The organism is Neorhizobium sp. BETTINA12A, assembly GCF_023006485.1.
In the GTDB taxonomy this organism is placed as follows: domain Bacteria; phylum Pseudomonadota; class Alphaproteobacteria; order Rhizobiales; family Rhizobiaceae; genus Neorhizobium.
In genome coordinates, this window is the sequence record NZ_JALBGW010000043.1 from 1 (window position 1) to 20085 (window position 20085).

Below are 20085 nucleotides of genomic sequence, written 5' to 3' on the forward strand. Positions count from 1 at the left end.
GACTGGAACCAGCCGGGCCGTCCTGGTCGCCCGGATCGTCCCGGAAGGCCCGAGCAGCCCGGCTTCTGCACGCGCGAATACCGTCCCGTCTGCGGCCAGCAGGGCGGACGCACCCAGACTTTCCCGAACGCCTGCGAGGCGGCAAATGCCGGCTTCAGCGTCGTGGCTTCCGGTGAGTGCCGCCGCTAAGCGGCTTTGCTTGAAGGCTCCCAAAATCGTCGACGGAAAACGCCGGAACCGAGGTTCCGGCGTTTTGCTTTGTGCCAAAGCTTCGGCTAGAAGGCCCTCCGAAGAAGGAGACAAGCATGGCCGCACGCGACCGCTATTCCCGAAAACTCGAATGTTCCCAATGCGGCAATGTCGGTTTCGCCGAGGTTTCCGAGACCGACGACAGGCGGCAGGGCAATCGCGATTTCCGCATTGATGAATTGCCGAAAGGCTTCATGACCGAATTCGCGTCGACCGATCCACGCAAATACATGATCCGTTGCGGCCAGTGCGGCCACAAGTTCCGTTTCGAGCAGAAGACGGTCTATGCACCGGGGGGCGAACCCCGACGCTGACGCAAGTCAGGCGACCTTGGCAACCACCGGGGTGCTCTCGTCCCGGGCTTCACCATTGACGATATGTTCGATCCCGGCCCGCGGACCGGGCTTGCCGAACAGATAGCCCTGGACCTGCATGCAGCCTTCTTTGCGCAGGAAGGCGATATGCGCATCGGTCTCCACCCCTTCCGCAAGCACCGGGATATGGAGGCTGGAGGCAAGGATCAACGTCGAGCGCACGATCGCCGCCGACTGTTCGTTGTTGGAAAGCCCGTCGACGAAGGTTCGGTCGATCTTGATCTTGTCGAACGGGAAGGACATCAGCGTCGAAAGCGACGAATAACCGGTGCCGTAGTCGTCCATGGCGATCTTGACGCCGAGGCTCTTCAGATGGCGAACGATCTGAAGCGCCCGCTGATGGTCGCCGATGATGCCGGATTCGGTGATCTCAAGCTCCAGCCGGTCGGCACTGAGCCCCGTCTCGTTGAGGATATCGCGAACCTTGGTCGGAAATCTCGGATCGGCGAGCTGCTGGGCAGCGACGTTGACGGCAATACCGAACGGATTTTTCCACGTCGCCGCCTCCAGGCAGGCGCTCCGGAGCACCCATTCGCCAAGCTCGACGATGAAGCCGGTGCGCTCTGCGATCGGGATGAACTCGCCGGGATTGACCAGGCCGCGTGCCGGATGGTTCCAACGCAGCAGGACCTCGAAACCGACCACCTCTTCGGAGAACGTATCGTTTTGCCGCTGATAATAGAGTTCGAACTGCCCGGCCACGAGACCGGAACGCATGTCCATGGCAAGTAAGTTGCGTTCGCGGGCGGCCTGGTCCATCGACGAATCGTAGAAGCACACCATGCTGTCGCCGGATTGCTTGGCGCGATACATGGCCACATCCGCCTGCGCCACGAGATCGTCGATCGTCTTTGCTTCTTCGGGATAGAGCGCGATACCGACGCTCGAGCCGACTGTGAGCGTATTCCCGTTCCATTCGATCGGCTTGCAGATTTCGGCAAGCAGCCGATTGGCAAGCGTCATCGCGTCGGAGCGCTTGTAGTACAGATGCTTCAGCGCGACGAACTCGTCGCCGCCGACACGGGCGATGAATTCGCCCTCGCCGACCGCCTGGGCAAGCCTGCCGCCGATCCTGCGCAAGACCTCGTCGCCGGCCGCATGGCCGTGGACGTCGTTGACCTCCTTGAAGCGATTGAGATCGAAGGAAAGTACCGCGATGCGGGACGCAAGGTCGGCCGGACGCATGGCGATATCGGCGAGTTGCTCGTTGAAGGCGGCGCGATTGGCAAGCCCCGTCAGCGCATCGTGCAGGGAAAGGCGGCGATACTGTTCGACGGCGGCCTGGGTCGTGCGGGCATCGATCAGGTAGGTCGCCGCTGTCAGCGCCAGCAGGATCAGCATCAGCGACAACACGCCGAAACCGAGCACGACCGGCGGAACGACCTCGTTCTGCAGCACGGCACGGGAGTCGAGGACGACATCGATCGCGCCCATGGCGGTGAAATGGGTCGTGGCGATCGCCAGGATCATCGCCAGCACGGAGCTGTATTTGCAGAAATGCGTCACCGGCCGCACGACGCGATTGGTCGTCAACACGCCGAATAGACCTGCAAAGATCAGCGAGGCAATGACGTAGCGGCGATCCCAGTCGATGCTGCCCTGCACCTCATAAGCGGCCATGCCGGTATAATGCATCGCAGCGATGCCGAGCCCCATCACCATCCCGCCGGCCTCGGCAAGCAGGGACCGGCCGCCATAACTTGCAATGCTCAGCCCGATTGTCGCCGTGGCGACCGCGATCATGAACGAAAGAAGCGTTTGAGCCGGCTCATATCCCGCCTGCCCGCCGGATAGATAACCGAGCATGGCCAGAAAATGCGTTGTCCAAGTGGTCGATCCCCCCATGAAGCCCGCGAGGAAAAGCCAGATGACCTTCTCGATCCCGCTCCCCCTCCGGGCACGGGAAAAAAGCCGGATGGTCAGGAAGGAACCGATCACGCAGATCAACACAGCGGAAGCGATATACCGAAGATCGTGCTCTATGAAGATGCAGGAGAAAACGCGAAACATGAATGCCTGTCACTTTTCAACGGGTTTGGTCGAGAAGTTTTAGCATTGAAACATGTCTGAACCGTTCCTTTGAATAGTAAATGCCGACTGACTGGCAAAAGCGAAGCCGGCACCAAAAGGCGTGAACAGGTCGTCAGATCATTGGATCGGCTGCCCGTTGACGCTGAAGCTCTTGCCGTCCTCGAACTTGACGTCCCAGCGCAGGCGGCCGTCCGGTTCAGTCTTCGCCATGCCCTTCGCCATCATTATCGCGAATGAAACCTGGTTGAATTCGGGGTCGCTCTTGGCGGCGGCCTGGAAATACTGGATCAGCTTATCAATGTCGCGGGCAAGGATCGAGGTTTCCAGCGTGTAGCGGTCCTTCTCGTCCGGATAACCCTTGACCTTGCCGGAGGCTTCGACGTCGTAGAGCGCGGATTTCGCGGCAACGCGCGGGAAATCGACAGTCAACTGGCCGTCGTCGAGGAAGGCTTTGCCGAGACGCTCGCCCTCCGCGTCTGGTAGCGCACCGGGCTTGGAAAAGTCGATCTCCATGAAGGTGTCGATGAAACGCTGGAAGTTGAGGTCGGCGACACCGACCTCAACTTCCGCCATGTCCGGCACCAGCTGGGCGTAGAGCGGGGGAATGATGCCATCCGGCGTCGAGATGTTTTCGATGCGCGCACCGAAGCCGATCCGGGTTGCCGCGGCGGGCTCGCTCATCGTGAACGTATAGTCGAGCTTGTCGATGCCGAAATCGCCGATCGGGCTTGCCACTGTGAACTGGTTGAAGCTGATTTTTTCAGAAAGCGCGGTGAAGAATGGCATTGCGCCGCGAATGAGATCCTTGAGCCTGGTGATCTCGGCCTGCGACGGCTTTTCATCTTCGATGAGTGCCAGCATGAAGGCGACAAGAGTGCGAATCTTTTCGGCCATCACGCCCTGAACGCCGACGTCGAAATCGAGGCTTTCGGCGCGGACCTGTATGGGTGGAGTTTCGGGCGTCGCAATCCGTTCGTAGAAGCGCAGGAACGAGCCCTTACCGGTGAAATCGGTGCCCCCAGCAGCCGCACTCGCCGCGGACGCCAGTGAATAGTTCATGCCGGCGACACTCGCCTCGACCTCCTCCGGACCGCTCTTCGAGACCATTCGGAGCGGGCCTGACGTCACCTCGCCCGAGCGGAAGTAACTGATCGCCGGATCGAAAATGCCGGAAAACACCATGTCGGTGACGGAGTAGTTGAGGTTCGTCGGCTTGCCGTCGGGCCTCTTGCCCTTGACGGTGAAATTCATGTCGCTGTCGCTGTTGAACTTCCACTGGCCGTTGTCGAGGGGCGCGGCGAAGACCGAATACGGCTTCAGGCCGGAAACAATGAAGTCTTTCTTGTTGATGGATTTCAGCAGCTTGGCGAAATCGTAGCTGATCTCGTAGCGTTCGCCGGCCGGCTTGACGGTCAGGAAACCCGTGGACTTGACCGTATCCGGCAGGAAGTGGATGAGGCTTTCCTTGAGGGTGCGGGCACCCTTGTCGTTGATCTCAGCCGCCGCAACCGGATATACGCAGGACGCAGCCATCAGTCCGGTCGCGATCAAAGTACGTTTCATGAATCAAACCCTTCCCTCATTCAACGGGCACCAATTTGGAAGACGGCCCGCCGAAGTCAAGCGCAAGCCCTTTGTTTCCAGGCCGAAAAGCTTGCACATCCTCGATCGTTGTATTATAGCCCGCCGGTCCGCGTAGACACCCTTGGAGGCAACGCGGATGAAGCGCATCGGATGATGCCCTTCAGTTTGACGCGAGCCGATAACGCTTGCGGAAAACTCTCCAAACAACCTCGAAAGGATATGCCATGAGCCACGCATCATACGAGCTCAAGGCCGAGGCGCGCGAACGGGTAGGTAAGGGGTCCTCCCGTGAACTTCGCCGCAACGGTTTCATTCCTGCTGTCATCTATGGTGACAAGCAGTCCCCCATCGCGATCGCTCTGTCGACCAACGAAGTGACGAAGCGCATCCATGCCGGCGGTTTCATGACCACGGTTGCCACGATCGACGTCAACGGCGAGAAGATCCAGGTCCTCCCGAAGGACTATCAGCTCGATCCGGTCCGCGACTTCACCATGCACGTGGACTTCCTGCGCGTCTCGGGCAACACGGAAGTTTCCGTTGAAGTTCCGGTTCACTTCGTCAACGAAGAGAAGTCCCCGGGCATCAAGATCGGCGGCGTTCTCAACATCGTCCGTCATGAAGTCGAGCTGCTTTGCCCGGCCAACGACATTCCGGAATTCCTGACCCTCGACCTGACGGGCGCGAAGATCGGCGACAGCCTCCACATCTCCGCCGTCAAGCTGCCGGCTGGCGTACGTCCGGTCATCTCCGACCGCGACTTCACCATCGCGACGATCGTCGCCCCGGCTGCAGGCGTTACCGAGGAAGAACCGGCTTCTGCTGAATAACCAGGCCGAAATTCTTGAAATGGGACCCGCTTTCGCAAGAAAGCGGGTTTTTTATTGTCCACCGAATACAGTTTAGTAACGCTGCTTCCGTAATTCGTTCGAATCTTGGCATTGTCGTTTCAGTGAAGTTTAATGAATAGGTGAAACGATGCACGCTACTTCAGCATGACGGGGAAAGTCCGGCGTCAGCCAGACGATGAATGCGGGGAGACGGATGACTCATTCCGTTGAGAGTCGTTTTATTGCGATTATTTCGGGCGCCCTTCTGGTCGTCGTCGCGCCCCTGTTCACGCTGTTTCTGGCGCTTTCCTCCCAGCAGGCCGCCAAGAACCTCAGCGAACACGTCAATGTCGTGCTGGTGACCAACTCCCAGGCGCTCGGAAAGCCGCTTTGGGATCTCGACACCGACAGCATCCACCAGGTCGCGTCGATGCTCGTCGCCGACCCGGCCATCAGCGGCGTGCAGATCAGCGACAATACGGGCAAGCTGAATATTTCCGAAGTCGACGTCAATCCGGCCGATTTCCGCGGGCTTGAAGCCATCTCCGAGCCGATCTTCTACAAATCGCAGCAGGGTACCCGCAATGTCGGCAGCATTACCGTCTATGTCCCGAAGCTCGGTTGGTTCTCCGCCTTGCACCAGATGGAAATGGCCTTCATCTCCATCTTCATCATCACCATCCTGACGGTCTTCGGCGCGGCGATCCTCGGCAACCGCGTCATGGTCATCAAGCCGCTGATGCGGCTGACCGCAGCCATCGAGGCAACCCGCAGGCTGGGTTCGCGCCACCATGTCGACTGGCGGTCGAACGACGAAATGGGGCGGCTGGCGAAGAGCTTCAACGAAATGCAGACGCTGCTGGAGCGCGAGGAGCGCGAACTGAAGCGTGCCCACCAGCAGACCACGGAAATCTACAACCTGACGCCGGCCATGCTGTTTTCGCTGACCTCGGGCGACCAGATCGCCGCCGTCAGCGACTATTGGCTGCTCGCGACGGGCTATCGCCGTGAGGACGTCATCGGCCATCCCTTTTCCGAGCTTGTCGCGCCGGCGGACCGGCAGATCTATGCAAGGCGCAAGCAGCAGGCGAAATCGACCGGCCTGGCGATCGAAGCCACCGTCCGCTTCCTCTGCGCCGACAGCCGCCTGATGGATGTGCTGATCGTCGAAATCGAACTCGGCACGGCCGGCGGCGGCATTCCCGGCTCGTTGAGCGTCATGACGGACGTCACGGAACTGAGGCAGTCAGAACTGCGCAACCATCAGCAGGCCATCTCCGACCACCTGACCGGGCTTCTCAACCGCCAGGGCTTTGAAGCGACGCTCGACCAGAAGATTGCCGAGGCCGACAGGACACGGACGGAGGTCGCCTGCCTGTTCGTCGATCTCGACCGCTTCAAGGCGATCAACGACAATCTCGGCCATGCCGCCGGCGACGCCGTGCTCTGCCAGTTCGTCGAACGGACCAAGCCGATGCTCAACGACGGCGACACCGCCTCCCGCCTCGGCGGCGACGAGTTCGCCATCCTGATCACCGGGGAAGGTGCCGAGCGCCGCGCCACCGAACTCAGCCAAAAGATCGTCGACATGTTCGAGGTTCCCTTCCGAATCCAGGGCACCGGCGTGCGGTTGAGCGCCAGTATCGGGCTCGCCTTCTATCCGAGCCATGCCGCCAGTGCGGCCGAGCTGCTGCAGAAGTCGGACATGGCGATGTATGCCCGCAAACGCGACGGCAAGAACGGTGCGCAGGTCTACGATCCCGCCATTCTCGACCAGACGCGGGAACGGGCCGAGATCGAGAGCGACATCGAAGTCGCCATTGCCGCAAGCTGGTTCGAGGCGCATTTCCAGCCGATCGTCGACATCGAGACCGGCGTTCCGTCGGGCTTCGAAGCCCTGATGCGCATGCGCCACCCCCGCAAGGGGCTGATGTCGCCGGCCGGCATTATCAGCGTTGCCGAGGAGACCGGCACGATCGGCCAGATCGGCAACCTCATCCTGGAAGACGCGATGGCGAACCTTGCCCGCGTCTCACGCCTGCCGGGCATGGGCGAGGCCTATGTCGCGGTCAATTTCTCGCCGCTGCAATTCGAGCCTGGACTGCCGGCCCGCCTTGCCGGTCTGCTCGGCCGCTACGGCATCGATCCGTCGCGCCTGGTGGTGGAAATCACCGAAGCCGTGCTGATGCACGACAACCCTGAAATCCGCACCATCCTCAACGAGATCCATCGCTTCGGCTGCCGTATTGCGCTTGACGATTTCGGCACCGGCTATTCGTCGCTGAGCTACATGAGCCGTTTCCCCGTCGATATCGTCAAGATCGACCAGTCCTTCATCCGTTCGCTCACCGAACAGACAGGTGACATAGGCAGTAAGAACAGGATGCTTGTCGAAGGCATCAGTGCTATTTCTCACAAGATGAACTGCAAGGTCGTCGCCGAAGGTGTCGAGACGGAAGAGCAGCGCTTATTGCTGCAGCAAATGGGCATCGACTACGCCCAGGGCTACCTCTTCTCGAAGCCCCGCGAAATCTCCGAACTGCTCTCGGCCCTATCCGCCCGGCAGGCCGAAATCGAGTCCATGGCGAGCTGACAAGCCCTCACCACCGGACCAGATGCTGGGTCAGAAATGACAACATGCGCGTTTGGAAGGTGGACAGATGAAAATCGCAGTGCCGCTTCTTGCCAGCCTCTGCCTCACGGCGGGCGCCCATGCCCAGCAGCCGATCGTCTTTTCGACGGAGTCCTACCCGCCCTTCAGTTATCAGGAGCCGGGCGGCAGCTATCGCGGCGTCGGTATCGACCAGGTCGAGATCATCATGCGCGACGTGGGCACGCCTTACACCCTGGAGATCATGCCCTGGGCTCGCGCCATTGCGGTGGCCGAGACCCAACCCATGCACTGCGTCTTCGCCGCCGCCCGCACGCCCGAACGCGAGCCGCGTTTCAAATGGGTCGTGCCTCTTTTCATCGACCGCAACATCCTCGTCCGCCATGCGGGTTCGAAGGTCATGGCGGCAACCCTGGACGAGGCCAAGCAATACACTGTCGGTACGCATCGCGCCGACTATACCGAGGCGCTTCTGAAGAGTTCGGGTTTCCCGAAGATCGATCTCAGCGCCGACGTCGACACGACGCTCAGAAAGCTGCTCCAGGACCGTATCGACATGATGCCCATGTCGGAAGGCGTCTACCAAAAGCTGAAGGCGGATGGAACACCGATCGAAAAGGTCATCCTGTTTTCCGAGCAGCATCTCGGCATTGCCTGCAACCTCGATGTGCCCGACGAACTGATCGTCAGGATGCAGGCAGGCCTCGACCGCCTCATCAAGGACGGCGTCCAGAATGCAATTCTGAGGCGCTACGGTATTGATGAGCTTCAATAAAGGCTCAAGTGTCGAAACCGGTTGACTTTGACGGCGTTTCGCGGTGGTGAAAAGCCAGCAGTCAAGGATGGACGTCTCCATGCTCATCATCGCCGGCCTCGGCAACCCCGGTTCCCAATATGCGGGCAACCGCCACAATATCGGCTTCATGGCGGTGGACGCGATCCAGCGTCGTCCCGGTTTTTCGCCCTGGTCGAAGAAGTTCAAGGCGCTGATCTCTGAAGGCGAACTCGCCGGCGAAAAGGTGCTGCTGATCAAGCCGCAGACCTTCATGAACCTCTCGGGCGAAGCAGTCGGCGAGGCCATGCGCTTTTACAAGCTCGGGCCGGAAAACCTCATCGCCATCTATGACGAACTCGACCTGCCGGCCGCCAAGGCCCGCATCAAGACCGGCGGCGGTCATGGCGGCCACAATGGCGTCAAATCCCTCGATGCCCATTGCGGCCGCGAATACCGCAGGCTTCGCCTCGGCATCGGTCATCCGGGAGCAAAGGAGCTCGTCCACAACCACGTGCTCGGCGATTTCGCCAAGGTCGACCAGACCTGGCTCTCCCCTCTCCTCGACGCCCTCGCCGACAACGCCGAAATGCTGGTAAAGGGAGAGGATTCGCAGCTGATGAACAAGCTGGCGATCGCCGTCGGCGGCAAGCCGGACGAGGAAAAGCCTAAACCGGAAAAAAAGCCCGTCGCCAAACCGACCGGGCAATCGCATATCCATCAGGCCCGCAGCGGCGGCAAACCGAACCTGCCGACCTCGGGCCCGATGGCCGAGATGCTGAAGAAAATGTTCGGCGGCAAGGGCGAATAGTGTCGATGCCCCCTGCCGACTTCGTCATTCGCCCGGCCCGCGACGGCGATCTTGCCGACCTGATCGAACTCTATCACCACCTGAACCACGACCCGGACCCGGAGCCGGCGCTGGCCGAGCAGCGTTTCGCCGCCATTCTCGCCCAGCCCGGCATGACGGTGTTGATCGGCTTCGCAGACGGGCGCGCGGCGGCCACGGTGACACTGATCGTCGTGCCGAACCTCACCCGCAAAGGCGCGCCCTATGCGCTGATCGAAAACGTCGTCACCCATGCCGACCACCGCAAGCGCGGTTATGCCGGCGCCCTCATCCGCAGGGCCATCGATCAGGCCTGGAGTGACGGCTGCTACAAAGTGATGTTGCTGACGGGTTCGCAGGACCCGGCAACGCTGCGCTTTTATGAAAACTGCGGCTTTCTGCAGAACAAGACCGGCTTCCAGATTCGCCGCCCATAAGGAGCCGTAGCACTCGTTCAAAGGGGTGGCGCGCCGCTTTCGGAGCGGCTATGGGAGGCCGATCGAAAATGGAAGCGCGACATGACCCAGGCCCCGAACATGGATGACATCACCGGCGAACTCGTCACCCTTCGCGACTACTGGCGTTATGCCATCTCCCGGTTCAGCGCCGCAAACCTCAGATACGGCCACGGCACGACAACGGCAAGCGACGACGCTGCGTTCCTGATCCTCGACTCACTCGACCTGCCGATCGACGTGCTCGATCCCTTCCTCGACGCCCGCCTTCTGCCGGCCGAACGGCTGCTGCTGGCCGAGCGGATCGACGCCCGCGTCACCACCCGCAAGCCCACGTCCTACCTGACCGGGCATGCCTATATCCAGGGCGTCCGCTTCCTCGTCGACGAGCGGGTGATCGTCCCCCGCTCCCATATCGGCGAAATCCTGTTCAGCGAATATCTGAGCGAGAACGGCTCAACCTTCCTGCCCGATCCGCTGAGCGTCGAAAGCGCCGTCGATATCTGCACCGGTTCCGGCTGCCTTGCGATCCTCGCGGCAAAATTCTTCCCGAATGCGGAGGTCGATGCAGTGGACCTCTCGGCCGATGCACTCGAAGTGGCCAAGCTGAACGTTGCAGAACACGCCGTCGAAGATCAGCTCACGCTTTTCAACGGCGACCTCTTCGCGCCGCTCGGAAACAAGAAATACGACCTGATCATCACCAACCCGCCCTATGTGGATCACGAAGCGATGGACGGTTTTCCGGCGGAATTCCGCTCCGAACCGGCAATGGCCTTCGACGGCGGCGTCGACGGTCTCGACCTCGTCCGCCGGCTGCTGGCGGAAGCGCCGGCGCATCTCAACGTCGGCGGCGGGATGATCTGCGAAATCGGCTCGGGCCGCGAAATCCTCGAAGAGGAATTCCCCGACCTCGAACTCCTATGGCTGGAAACGGCCGAATCGCAGGACGCGGTGTTCTGGATCAGCGCCGAAGCGCTCGGCGTGAAGGCGGGAAAAAAGAGGTAACCCTCTCTATTCCTCGGGCTCGGTGATGAACATCAGCGGGAAACCCGCCTCCTTGGCAAGGTCGACCGCTTCCTTCGCCTTGGTTTCGGCGATGTCCTTGGTACAGACGACGACGACCGCCAGCCCCATCCGGTGCGCGGTCAGCATCACCCGGTAGCCGGTTTCCTCGCTCATCCGGAACACGGCTTTCAGCACCATGGTCACGAATTCGCGCGGCGTGTAGTCGTCGTTGACGAGCAGGACCTTGTAGAGCTTCGGCCGCTCCAGCTTGGTCTTGGTTTTCGTCCTTGGTTTTAGGGTGGTATCTTCGCTCATGGCGTCTCGCCTCCTGATGACGGCGTCCGACACTAGGCATTCCGGCTTATATCGCACCGCAACCGGAATTTTTCAAGCAGTTGATCGGAGTGGAATGCGGGTCAATCGGCATCCAGGAGAACGCAATTCCGGCCTTGTGCCCGGACGATCGAGGCCGCGCGTTTGTCGAAAGTCACGAAGGTCTCGCCCCCTAACCTCCTTCCCTCAAATTCGATCACCCCATCGGCGAAATCGCCTCCGGCGTCGAGGAATGCAAGGCCAGCATCCGCCACAGCACGATCGACAACAATGCGCTCATCTGCAATCAGAAGCCTGATAGCCTGGGCGATCTCAGGTCGTGTCCGGCGATAGATCTGACGCGCGACCCATACAAACTCGCACAATGCGACGGTGGAGATAAAAAGCCCTTCCGCCTCCCTGATATGATGGCGCGCCTCCGCAGCCTGCGCCTCGTCATCCCCGGCCCAGGCGCGGATAATGACATTGGTATCAGGGATCATCGTCGAACCGCACTTCACCGGCCCAACCGGCCTCTATAGCGTCTTGGATTTCCTCCAGTGTCGCATGAATATTGTGAGGATTCCCGAAGCTGCTAAAAAAATCCTCTATATTCCCGGTTGGTACACTCCGAAGATGAGCTCCTTTTTTCGGAAGCAGATCGACGTCAACTTCGTCACCGGGTTTTATCCCGAGATGATCGAGAACCTCCTTTTTCAAGGTGATTTGTCCTTTGGCCGTAACCTTCAACCTAACCATCGCATTACTCCTTAGCGAGTAAGTAAGGCAATTTTACCTTACTTACAAGATGTGTGAATGCGATATCCCGACCAAGCCTTGACCGCCCCGGCACTTTCCCCCATAGCCACAGCAACGAAATTTCTTCAGATACAGGGTCCGGACCCATGGGTTTCAAATGCGGTATCGTGGGCCTGCCGAATGTCGGCAAGTCTACTCTCTTCAATGCACTCACCAAGACGGCTGCCGCCCAGGCGGCCAACTATCCGTTCTGCACGATCGAACCGAATACCGGCGAAGTGGCCGTGCCCGATCCGCGCATGCAGAAGCTGGCCGCGGTCGCCGGCTCCAAGGAAATCATCCCCACCCGCATCTCCTTCGTGGATATCGCCGGCCTGGTGCGCGGCGCGTCGAAGGGTGAAGGCCTCGGCAACAAGTTCCTTGCCAATATCCGCGAAGTCGACGCGGTGGTGCACGTGCTGCGTTGCTTCGAGGATGACGACATTACCCATGTCGAAGGTCGCATCAACCCGGTCGGCGATGCCGATACGATCGAGACCGAGCTGATGCTCGCCGACCTCGAAAGCCTGGAGCGCCGTGTCGAGCAGGCCCGCAAGCGCGCCGCCAGCAAGGACAAGGATTCCGTCGCGCAGCTGCCGGTCATGGATGCCGTCATCAAGCTCCTGAACGACGGCAAGCCGGCACGTCTGCTCCTGAAGACGCTGGCGCCCGAAGAGATCGAAATCCTGAAGGACCTCAACCTTCTGACGTCGCACCCGGTTCTTTATGTCTGCAACGTCGCGGAAGCCGATGCCTCGACCGGCAACGAGCACACAAAAGCCGTCGCCGCCATGGCCAAGGAACAAGGCGCCGAATGCGTGATCATCTCGGCCGCGATCGAGTCCGAAGTGGCGCAGCTTCCCGAGGAAGAGTCCAAGGAATTCCTGTCGGCCCTCGGCCTAGAGGAAGCCGGTCTCGACCGGTTGATCCGCGCCGGTTACCACCTCCTCGACCTGATCACCTATTTCACCGTCGGCCCGAAGGAAACCCGCGCCTGGACGATCGTGCGCGGCACCAAGGCACCGGCAGCCGCCGGCGTCATCCATACGGATTTCGAGCGCGGCTTCATCCGTGCCTTCACCATCGCCTATGACGACTACATCGCCTTCAAGGGCGAAGTCGGCGCCAAGGAAGCCGGCAAGGGCCGCGACGAAGGCAAGGAATATGTCGTCCAGGACGGCGACGTGATCCACTTCCGCTTCAACACCTGATCGCAGCGCCCGCTTGCGGAACCTTTAGCTGCCGCCCTCACCTGAGTGGCGGCAGTTTTGTTTTCAGCGTGTCCGGAAGAATGCCGACCGCCAGCCGCCGCAATTGCGGCCAGCCGACACCGATCACCAGCACCACCGAGCCGACCACCAGCAGCGCGACGAAGACGGCGCTGCCGCCGCCGAGATCGCCCTTTGCAAGAATGCTGACAACCGCGGCGATCAGCGAGACCAGACCCGAGGTCACGAAAGCGCGGCGGTCGATGATCAGACCGATCGTCATCAGCAAGATGACGATCACCAGAACCTGCCCGGCATTGTCATAGGCGCCGAAGCGGTCGGGCGATAGAAGCCCGGTTCCCTTCCGCAGAAAAACGAAGGAGAGCATCGCGTAAAGCAGCGCCGGCGCCGCGGCGAGATGGATCCAGAACGCGATATCCGACCGCCGCGTCACCCGCAACGGATCGGAAAGGTCGTAGCCCATCGCCACCGAAAACAGCCCGACCGCCGACAGGAAGAAGATGGCCGACGATAGCAGCGGGAAGCTCTCGACAAAGTCGCCGGTGCCGGAGGCCCGGCCGAGAAGATAGATGACAACAGTCAGAGCGAGGGCAAAGGCCGAAAGCAGCAGAGCCGCAAGGGCGATCGGAATGCGGTAGCGCCAGTAGAACAGGCCCATGACCGCCGGAAGGGGCAACAGGACCAGCAGGATCGAGCCGACGCCGGTCGGGTGAATATCCAGCCCGTCGAGCACCGCCATCGTCGTGAACACGGTCCAGACAACTGTGGCAAGGCTCAGCACCACCGCCGGCAGCGCCAGCCGCTGGCGCACCACCAGGATTTCCGCCAGCACGATGATCAGCGGCAGCAGCGCGAGGACCGAGCCGATCCCCCAGATGCCGGCCATGACGATCAGCACGCCGATGGTGATCAGCACGTCGTGAAAACCGCGGATGAAACGCGGCACCTCCGTATCGACGATATCGCTCTCGATGACACCTTGTGGCTCCGGGACAGCGATATCCGCCCGCACGCCATGCTGCGCGAGATGAGCCTCGAGGCCGCGCACCTGGCTCGCCGCGATCAGGCCCGCGGCGGCGGCCTTGTCCAATATCTGCCTGAGAGTGGCCATGCATCCGTCCCGATTAAGCGTCCATCACTCCGGCACATGAGCATGATTTCCCTGAAAACACAGTAGCGTTTCGCCGTTTTGCCGGCCTTAAAAATCATGCTGAAAAGAGATTGTTACACCGCCCATCATTTTCTAATGTGGCGCCGCTTTCAGAACGACCAAAGGCAGTGCCAATGCTTTATTTCGAGGACTTTCCTCCGGGCCGATCCTTGCCCCTGGCCTCCAAGCTGGTGACGGCTGACGAGATCGTCGAATTCGCCGCGGAGTTCGATCCGCAGCCAATGCATATCGACGAAGAAGCCGGCAAGGCGAGCATCCTCGGCGGCTTGTCTGCGTCAGGCTGGCATACGGCGAGCATGTTCATGCGGATGATGTACGACGGCTGGCTGTCAAGCTCGTCGTCGGAGGGTTCACCCGGCATCGAGTTCATGGAATGGAAACGGCCGGTTCTGGCCGGCGACATGCTGTCCGGCCGCTCGACCGTGCTCGAATCCCGCACCCTTCGCTCCCGCCCGGGCATCGGCATGGTGAAATTCCTGCACGAGGTGGAGAACCAGCGCGGCGAGATCGTCATGCGCGGCGAGAACCCGATCATGATGCGGCTGCGCGACGCCGAGGAGAATGCCGCATGAGGCTGATCGAGCTTTCCCCGCCCGGCAGGAAGGTCATCACCGGGACGCTTCTCTTCACCGCCGAGGACATTGTCCGCTACGCCCGGAAATTCGACCCGCAGCCCTTTCACGTGGATGCGGAAGCCGCCAAAAACTACGTTTTCGGCGCTCTCTGCGCTTCCGGGTGGCACACCTGCGCCGGCTGGATGAAAACCTATATCGCCTACTGGAAAGCCGAGGTGGCGCGGCTCGAAAGCGAGGGCATCACAGCCCCGAAGCTCGGGCCTTCAGCCGGCTTCAGGAAGCTGCAATGGCTGAAACCGGTCTATGCCGGTGACAGCATCACCTATTCCGTCGCGCTGACCGAGAGCCGCTCGCTCGCCTCGCGTCCCGGCACCTGGATCAACATGACAGTCTGTGACGGCGTGAACCAGCATGGCGACGTGGTGATGCGCTACGAAGGCACGGTGCTGGAATTCGCGTGAGGGATTTGCCCCTCACCCGGATCAGTCTTCGCGGCGGCGGCCTATCAATGGCCTGAAAACTCGACCAGCGTTCTGACCTCGACACCGAGTTCTTCGAGCTTCCTGCGTCCGCCGAGATCCGGCAGATCGATGACGAAGCAGGCCGAGACGATCTCGGCCCCGAGCTGGCGCAACAGCTTCACGGCACCTTCCGCGGTGCCGCCTGTCGCAATCAGGTCGTCGGTGAGGATCACTTTCTCGCCGGCCTTTACCGCATCCACGTGGATCTCCATCTCGTCGGTGCCGTATTCGAGGCTGTAGGCCATGCGCACCGTCTGGTGCGGCAGCTTGCCCTTCTTGCGGATCGGCACGAAACCGGCCTTCAGCTGATGCGCCAGCGCGCCGCCGAGGATGAAGCCGCGGGCCTCGATGCCGGCGATCTTGTCGATGCCAAGGCCCGTATAGGGCGCCACCAGCTCATCCACTGCCTGCCTGAAGGCGACGGCATCGCCGAGCAGCGTGGTGATGTCGCGGAAGATGATGCCCGGTTTCGGATAATCCGGGATGGAGCGAATGGCAGCGGAGAGAGCGTTTTTGGAGGACATATGACCCACATGTTTGGCGGCAGAAGGAGGACGAGCCTATCAACGGATGGCTCTCCTCCCAACAAAAAAGGCAGCCCGGAGGCCGCCTTTTTTCAGATCACGAGGTGAAAACCTCAGTGTTCCTTGCTGGCATAGACCGACTTCTTGGTCAGGTAGATCAGGCCGGTGAAGATCAGAAGGAAGATCATCACCATGAAGCCGGTGCGCTTGCGCTCTTCGAGGTGCGGCTCGGCGGCCCACATCAGGAAGGCGGCGACATCCTTGGCATACTGGTCGACCGTCTGCGGCGTACCGTCCTCGTAGGTCACCTGGTCGGCGCTGAGCGGCGGCGCCATGGCGAGCGAAGCGGCGGCGGAGAAATACGGATTGTAGTGGCCGCCCGGAGGAACCTGGACGCCGGCCGGCGGCTCCTGGTAACCGGTCAGCAGCGAATGGATATAGTCAGGGCCGCCCTGCTGGTACTGAGTGAACATGTCCCAGATGAACTGCGGGAAGCCGCGGGTCACGCCGCGCGCCTTGGCGAGCAGCGACATGTCCGGCGGTGCGGCGCCGTTGTTGGCGGCAGCAGCAGCCTGGGTGTTCGGGAATGGCGACGGAAAGTAGTCGGACGGAACGGCGGTGCGTTCGAACATCTCGCCCTCGTCGTTCGGGCCGTCCTGGACCTTGTAGTTGGCCGCGAACGCCTTCACCTGCGCTTCCGAGTAACCGAGACCTTCCAGCGTGCGGAAGGAAACGAGGCGCATCGAATGGCAGGCGGAACAGACTTCCGTGTAGATCTTCAGGCCGCGCTGCAACTGGCCCTTGTCGTAGTGACCGAAAGGACCGGCAAAGCTCCAATCGGTTTCCTTGGGATGGTTGATCGGAAAATGCGGCGTTTCCGAATGTTCTGCGGCCGGGGCCGCAGCGTGATTTTCCTGCGCCACGGCCGAGGCAACGCCCATTCCCGCCAGGAAGGCCAGCGAGACGAGGCTCGTAACAAGCTTTTTCATAATTCTAATCCCTCTCGGTCGCAGGCGTCAGGCGCGGGCTTCGGCGGATTTGCCGTTCTTTTTTTCAAGAACTGCTTCCGTGATGGAGTTCGGAATGCGCCTCGGCGTTTCGAACAGGCCGAGCAGCGGCATGATCACGAGGAAGAAGCCGAAGTAGTAGACCGTGCCGAGCTGCGAGAGCGTCGTGAAGATGCCTTCCGCCGGCTGCGAGCCAAGCCAGCCGAGCATGATGGCATTGGCGACGAACAGCCAGAAGAACACCTGGTACCAGGGACGGTAGACGGCGGAGCGAACCTTCGAGGTGTCGAGCCAGGGCAGGAAGAACAGGATGATGATCGAACCGAACATCACCAGAACGCCGCCGAGCTTGGAGTCGATCGGACCGACATTGAAGGTGATGGCGCGCAGCATTGCGTAGAAGGGCAGATAATACCATTCCGGAACGATGTGAGCCGGCGTCTTCAGGGCGTCAGCCGGAATGTAGTTGTCCGGATGGCCGAGGAAGTTCGGCATGTAGAAGATGAACCACGCGTAGACGATCAGGAACACGGAGACGCCGAGCGCATCCTTCATCGTCGCATAGGGCGTGAAGGCGACGGTATCGGTCTTGGTCTTGACTTCGACGCCGGTCGGATTGGTCTGGCCGGTGACATGCAGCGCCCAGATGTGCAGCACGACGACGCCGGCGATCATGAAGGGCAGCAGGTAGTGCAGCGAGAAGAAGCGGTTCAGCGTCGGCTGATCGACGGCAAAACCACCGAGCAGGAACTGCTGGATCCATTCGCCGACCAGCGGGAAGGCCGAGAAGAAGCCGGTGATGACGGTCGCGCCCCAGAAGGACATCTGACCCCAGGGCAGGACGTAGCCCATGAAGCCGGTCGCCATCATCAGGAGGTAGATCACCACGCCGAGGATCCAGAGGATTTCGCGGGGCGCCTTGTACGAACCGTAATAGAGGCCGCGCGCGATGTGGAGATAGACGGCAACGAAGAAGAACGACGCGCCATTGGCATGCATGTAGCGCAGCAGCCAGCCGTGGTTGACGTCGCGCATGATCTTTTCGACCGAGTCGAAGGCAGCGCCGGTCGACGCCACATAGTGCATGGCGAGCACGACGCCGGTGATGATCTGGACGATCAGCATCACCGCCAGCATGGCGCCGAAGGTATAGGCATAGTTCAGATTGCGCGGAACGGGGTAGGAGATGAAGCTGTCATGGATCATGCGCGGCAGCGGAAGCCGCGAATCGATCCACTTCTCGATGCCGGTCGATGGCTGGTATGTGGAATGACCGCTCATAGGTATTTATCCCCTCACCCGATCTGGATAACTGTATCGGACTTAAAACTGAAAGTCGGAATGGCGAGGTTCTCCGGAGCCGGACCTTTGCGGATACGGCCAGCCGTATCGTAGACCGACCCGTGGCACGGACAGAACCATCCATTGTATTCGCCGGACTGGCCGAGCGGCACGCAGCCGAGATGGGTGCAGGAGCCGATCATCACGATCCAGTTTTCCTTGCCGGCGCCGCCCGAGCGGTCGATGCCGGTCGCCTTCGCATCTGGCGCCAGGTTGGCGTTGCGGGCGACCGGATCCTTGAGCGCGGCCATCGGCACGTCGGCGGCAGCCTTGATTTCTTCCGGGGTGCGGTTGCGGATGAATACCGGCTTGCCGCGCCACTTGACAGTCAGCGACATGCCCGGCTGGAGAGCGGCGACATTGACCTCGATCGAGGCGAGCGCCAGCGTCGAAGCATCCGGACGCATCTGGTCGATGAAGGGCCATGCAACGGAAACAGCGCCGACGGCGCCGGCCATACCGGTCGTCAGGTAAAGGAAATCACGGCGAGTGGGCTCGCCCGGTATTTCGCTATGTGTGTCGTGCTCGCTCACGGCTCAATCATCCTTCTCACGCAATTCGCGGAAACCGCCCTGCCCCCGTCCCGGCGAATCTCGGCTGAACACAATTCGACCATAGATTCCCCAGCAATCCGGCGCGTTCTATGCTTGATCGCAAAATATGTCCAGCCTTGGCAAGGGGCTGCGACCAGTTTGTCGCGGGAAAACCCGAAGGGTTCCGGGGCGGCGTGTCGGGCAGAACACAGGGCCGCCGAACATGGCGCGGCAAGGCCTGCTCGGCCCGGAAAAATCAGGCCTTTTTCAAGAAAATGGCGGAAGATGCGCGCTTCCCGTTAACTCCCTTGCCGCGTGCCGCATTGCAACAAAACCGGCCTCATGTTAGTCCAACCGCACGACAGAAGGCGGCCGTCCCGGACATACCCGAATGAGACAAACACTATCGGTTGCCATCTGCGTCATCGTGTCGCTCGTACTGATGGCGATCGGGACGCGTTACGTACACCCTCACTGGATTTTGGGAACGCTTTACAGCCTGCAGCTGCACGCGGCGGCGGTCTGCGTGGCGGCCGTGGCCGTTGCGCTGCTCATCAAGCGCCACTTCGTCGTTTGGCTGCTGTTCGCAGTCTCGCTGCTCTTCGCCGGCCACGCCGTGCTGATGAGCCGCGGTTTCGCGGCCCCGATGACGTCGGCGGATGCCAATGCGCCGACCTTCAAGCTGATGTCCTTCAACATCCTCAACGACAACTTCGACCAAGCCGAAGACATCGTCGAGACCATCCGATCTTCCGGCGCCGACCTCGTCAACATCATGGAAGCAGCACCGCTCAGGGTCTATATGAATGAGCTGGCGAAGACCTATCCCTACCGGGTCGGCTGTGGAGTGCTGATCGAAGATTGCGACCAGCTGATGCTTTCCAAGGTGCCGATCGAGGCGCCGATGGTCCAGTCTCTAAGCGACATCTTCCCGGATCGCTTCATCCTTGCGAAAGTGACCGTCGCCGGCCGGCCGATCAATTTCGTCGGCATGCATACGACCAAGCCCTATTTCGACAATTTCCACTCGCTGGAACTCGACCGCGCCGCACTGGCGATCTCGGAAACAAGCGGCCCCCTGCTCCTCTCCGGCGATTTCAATGCCTCGAGCCTCGCGCCCAACATGCGCCGGTTCCTGAACAATACCGATCTGGCCACCGCCCCATTCGAACCCGCCACCTGGCCGATCCGGGCAGGCGCGTTCGGCCTGCCGATCGACCACGTCTATGCGCGGGCGCCGCTCAAGATAAAGTCCCTGACCCGCATTGCCGATGCACACGGCTCGAACCACTACGGGCTGATCGCCGAGATCGCCATCACCGGACAGTGAG

Annotated in this window: 22 protein-coding genes; 12 read left to right on the forward strand and 10 right to left on the reverse strand. The window is 60.9% G+C overall.

Features of this window, described 5'->3' with window-relative positions:
• Positions 1-189, forward strand: a 189-nt coding sequence (locus MOV61_RS13395) for a Kazal-type serine protease inhibitor (RefSeq protein WP_247136904.1), incomplete at its 5' end; no start/stop codon positions are given.
• A 116-nt stretch (positions 190-305) separates the two neighbouring features.
• A complete protein-coding gene (locus MOV61_RS13400) occupies positions 306-563 on the forward strand; it encodes a hypothetical protein (protein ID WP_247136906.1) in 258 nt (85 codons plus the stop codon).
• Between the two features lie 6 nt (positions 564-569).
• On the opposite strand, the gene MOV61_RS13405 is transcribed toward MOV61_RS13400, so the two are convergent.
• Positions 570-2633: a bifunctional diguanylate cyclase/phosphodiesterase gene (locus MOV61_RS13405; RefSeq protein WP_247136907.1), complete on the reverse strand. Its 2064-nt coding sequence runs from the start codon at positions 2631-2633 to the stop codon at positions 570-572.
• Positions 2634-2771: 138 nt separating this feature from the next.
• Entirely contained in the window at positions 2772-4217 is a 1446-nt protein-coding gene (locus MOV61_RS13410) for a hypothetical protein (protein ID WP_247136908.1), read from the reverse strand.
• 245 nt (positions 4218-4462) lie between these two features.
• Between MOV61_RS13410 and MOV61_RS13415 the strand changes: the two genes are divergently transcribed.
• From MOV61_RS13415 to prmB, 6 genes are all read left to right on the forward strand, one after another.
• Positions 4463-5068, forward strand: coding sequence for a 50S ribosomal protein L25/general stress protein Ctc (locus tag MOV61_RS13415; protein WP_038544217.1), 606 nt, complete (start codon positions 4463-4465; stop codon positions 5066-5068).
• A 214-nt stretch (positions 5069-5282) separates the two neighbouring features.
• Positions 5283-7661: an EAL domain-containing protein gene (locus MOV61_RS13420; RefSeq protein ID WP_247136909.1), complete on the forward strand. Its 2379-nt coding sequence runs from the start codon at positions 5283-5285 to the stop codon at positions 7659-7661.
• Between the two features lie 67 nt (positions 7662-7728).
• Positions 7729-8454, forward strand: a complete 726-nt coding sequence (locus tag MOV61_RS13425; protein WP_247136910.1) for an ABC transporter substrate-binding protein — start codon at positions 7729-7731, stop codon at positions 8452-8454.
• A gap of 79 nt (positions 8455-8533) precedes the next feature.
• A complete protein-coding gene (pth, locus tag MOV61_RS13430; RefSeq protein ID WP_247136911.1) occupies positions 8534-9262 on the forward strand; it encodes an aminoacyl-tRNA hydrolase in 729 nt (242 codons plus the stop codon).
• A gap of 5 nt (positions 9263-9267) precedes the next feature.
• The gene (locus MOV61_RS13435) at positions 9268-9717 is read left to right on the forward strand and encodes a GNAT family N-acetyltransferase (protein WP_247136912.1); all 450 of its coding nucleotides are present in this window, start codon (positions 9268-9270) and stop codon (positions 9715-9717) included.
• Between the two features lie 81 nt (positions 9718-9798).
• Positions 9799-10743 carry a 50S ribosomal protein L3 N(5)-glutamine methyltransferase gene (gene prmB / locus MOV61_RS13440; protein WP_247136913.1) on the forward strand — a complete coding sequence of 315 codons (945 nt, stop codon included), beginning with the start codon at positions 9799-9801 and terminating at the stop codon, positions 10741-10743.
• 6 nt (positions 10744-10749) lie between these two features.
• Here prmB and clpS read toward each other — a convergent pair whose 3' ends face one another.
• From clpS to MOV61_RS13455, 3 genes are all read right to left on the reverse strand, one after another.
• A complete protein-coding gene (clpS, locus tag MOV61_RS13445; RefSeq protein ID WP_247136914.1) occupies positions 10750-11058 on the reverse strand; it encodes an ATP-dependent Clp protease adapter ClpS in 309 nt (102 codons plus the stop codon).
• A gap of 101 nt (positions 11059-11159) precedes the next feature.
• Positions 11160-11558, reverse strand: a complete 399-nt coding sequence (locus tag MOV61_RS13450; RefSeq protein ID WP_247036612.1) for a type II toxin-antitoxin system VapC family toxin — start codon at positions 11556-11558, stop codon at positions 11160-11162.
• The gene (locus MOV61_RS13455) at positions 11548-11814 is read right to left on the reverse strand and encodes an AbrB/MazE/SpoVT family DNA-binding domain-containing protein (RefSeq protein WP_247036614.1); all 267 of its coding nucleotides are present in this window, start codon (positions 11812-11814) and stop codon (positions 11548-11550) included. The genes MOV61_RS13450 and MOV61_RS13455 overlap by 11 nt, the downstream gene beginning before the upstream one ends.
• Positions 11815-11960: 146 nt before the next feature.
• Between MOV61_RS13455 and ychF the strand changes: the two genes are divergently transcribed.
• Positions 11961-13064 (forward strand): redox-regulated ATPase YchF, encoded by a 1104-nt coding sequence (gene ychF / locus MOV61_RS13460; protein ID WP_247136915.1) that lies wholly within the window; start codon positions 11961-11963, stop codon positions 13062-13064.
• 37 nt (positions 13065-13101) lie between these two features.
• On the opposite strand, the gene MOV61_RS13465 is transcribed toward ychF, so the two are convergent.
• Positions 13102-14193, reverse strand: coding sequence for a hypothetical protein (locus MOV61_RS13465; protein ID WP_247136916.1), 1092 nt, complete (start codon positions 14191-14193; stop codon positions 13102-13104).
• A 173-nt stretch (positions 14194-14366) separates the two neighbouring features.
• Between MOV61_RS13465 and MOV61_RS13470 the strand changes: the two genes are divergently transcribed.
• Positions 14367-14825: a MaoC family dehydratase gene (locus MOV61_RS13470; RefSeq protein ID WP_247136917.1), complete on the forward strand. Its 459-nt coding sequence runs from the start codon at positions 14367-14369 to the stop codon at positions 14823-14825.
• Positions 14822-15289, forward strand: a complete 468-nt coding sequence (locus MOV61_RS13475; protein ID WP_247136918.1) for a MaoC family dehydratase — start codon at positions 14822-14824, stop codon at positions 15287-15289. Before MOV61_RS13470 ends, MOV61_RS13475 begins: the two co-directional genes overlap by 4 nt.
• A gap of 44 nt (positions 15290-15333) precedes the next feature.
• Here MOV61_RS13475 and MOV61_RS13480 read toward each other — a convergent pair whose 3' ends face one another.
• The 4 genes from MOV61_RS13480 to petA form a co-directional block, all read right to left on the reverse strand.
• Positions 15334-15873 carry an adenine phosphoribosyltransferase gene (locus MOV61_RS13480; RefSeq protein ID WP_247136919.1) on the reverse strand — a complete coding sequence of 180 codons (540 nt, stop codon included), beginning with the start codon at positions 15871-15873 and terminating at the stop codon, positions 15334-15336.
• A gap of 113 nt (positions 15874-15986) precedes the next feature.
• The gene (locus MOV61_RS13485; protein WP_038544236.1) at positions 15987-16862 is read right to left on the reverse strand and encodes a cytochrome c1; all 876 of its coding nucleotides are present in this window, start codon (positions 16860-16862) and stop codon (positions 15987-15989) included.
• Between the two features lie 27 nt (positions 16863-16889).
• Positions 16890-18161 carry a cytochrome b N-terminal domain-containing protein gene (locus MOV61_RS13490; RefSeq protein ID WP_038544238.1) on the reverse strand — a complete coding sequence of 424 codons (1272 nt, stop codon included), beginning with the start codon at positions 18159-18161 and terminating at the stop codon, positions 16890-16892.
• Positions 18162-18175: 14 nt separating this feature from the next.
• Entirely contained in the window at positions 18176-18754 is a 579-nt protein-coding gene (gene petA, locus MOV61_RS13495) for a ubiquinol-cytochrome c reductase iron-sulfur subunit (protein WP_038544239.1), read from the reverse strand.
• Between the two features lie 391 nt (positions 18755-19145).
• On the opposite strand from petA, the gene MOV61_RS13500 reads away from it, so the two are divergent.
• The gene (locus MOV61_RS13500; protein WP_038544243.1) at positions 19146-20084 is read left to right on the forward strand and encodes an endonuclease/exonuclease/phosphatase family protein; all 939 of its coding nucleotides are present in this window, start codon (positions 19146-19148) and stop codon (positions 20082-20084) included.
• Position 20085: the final 1 nt, after the last annotated feature.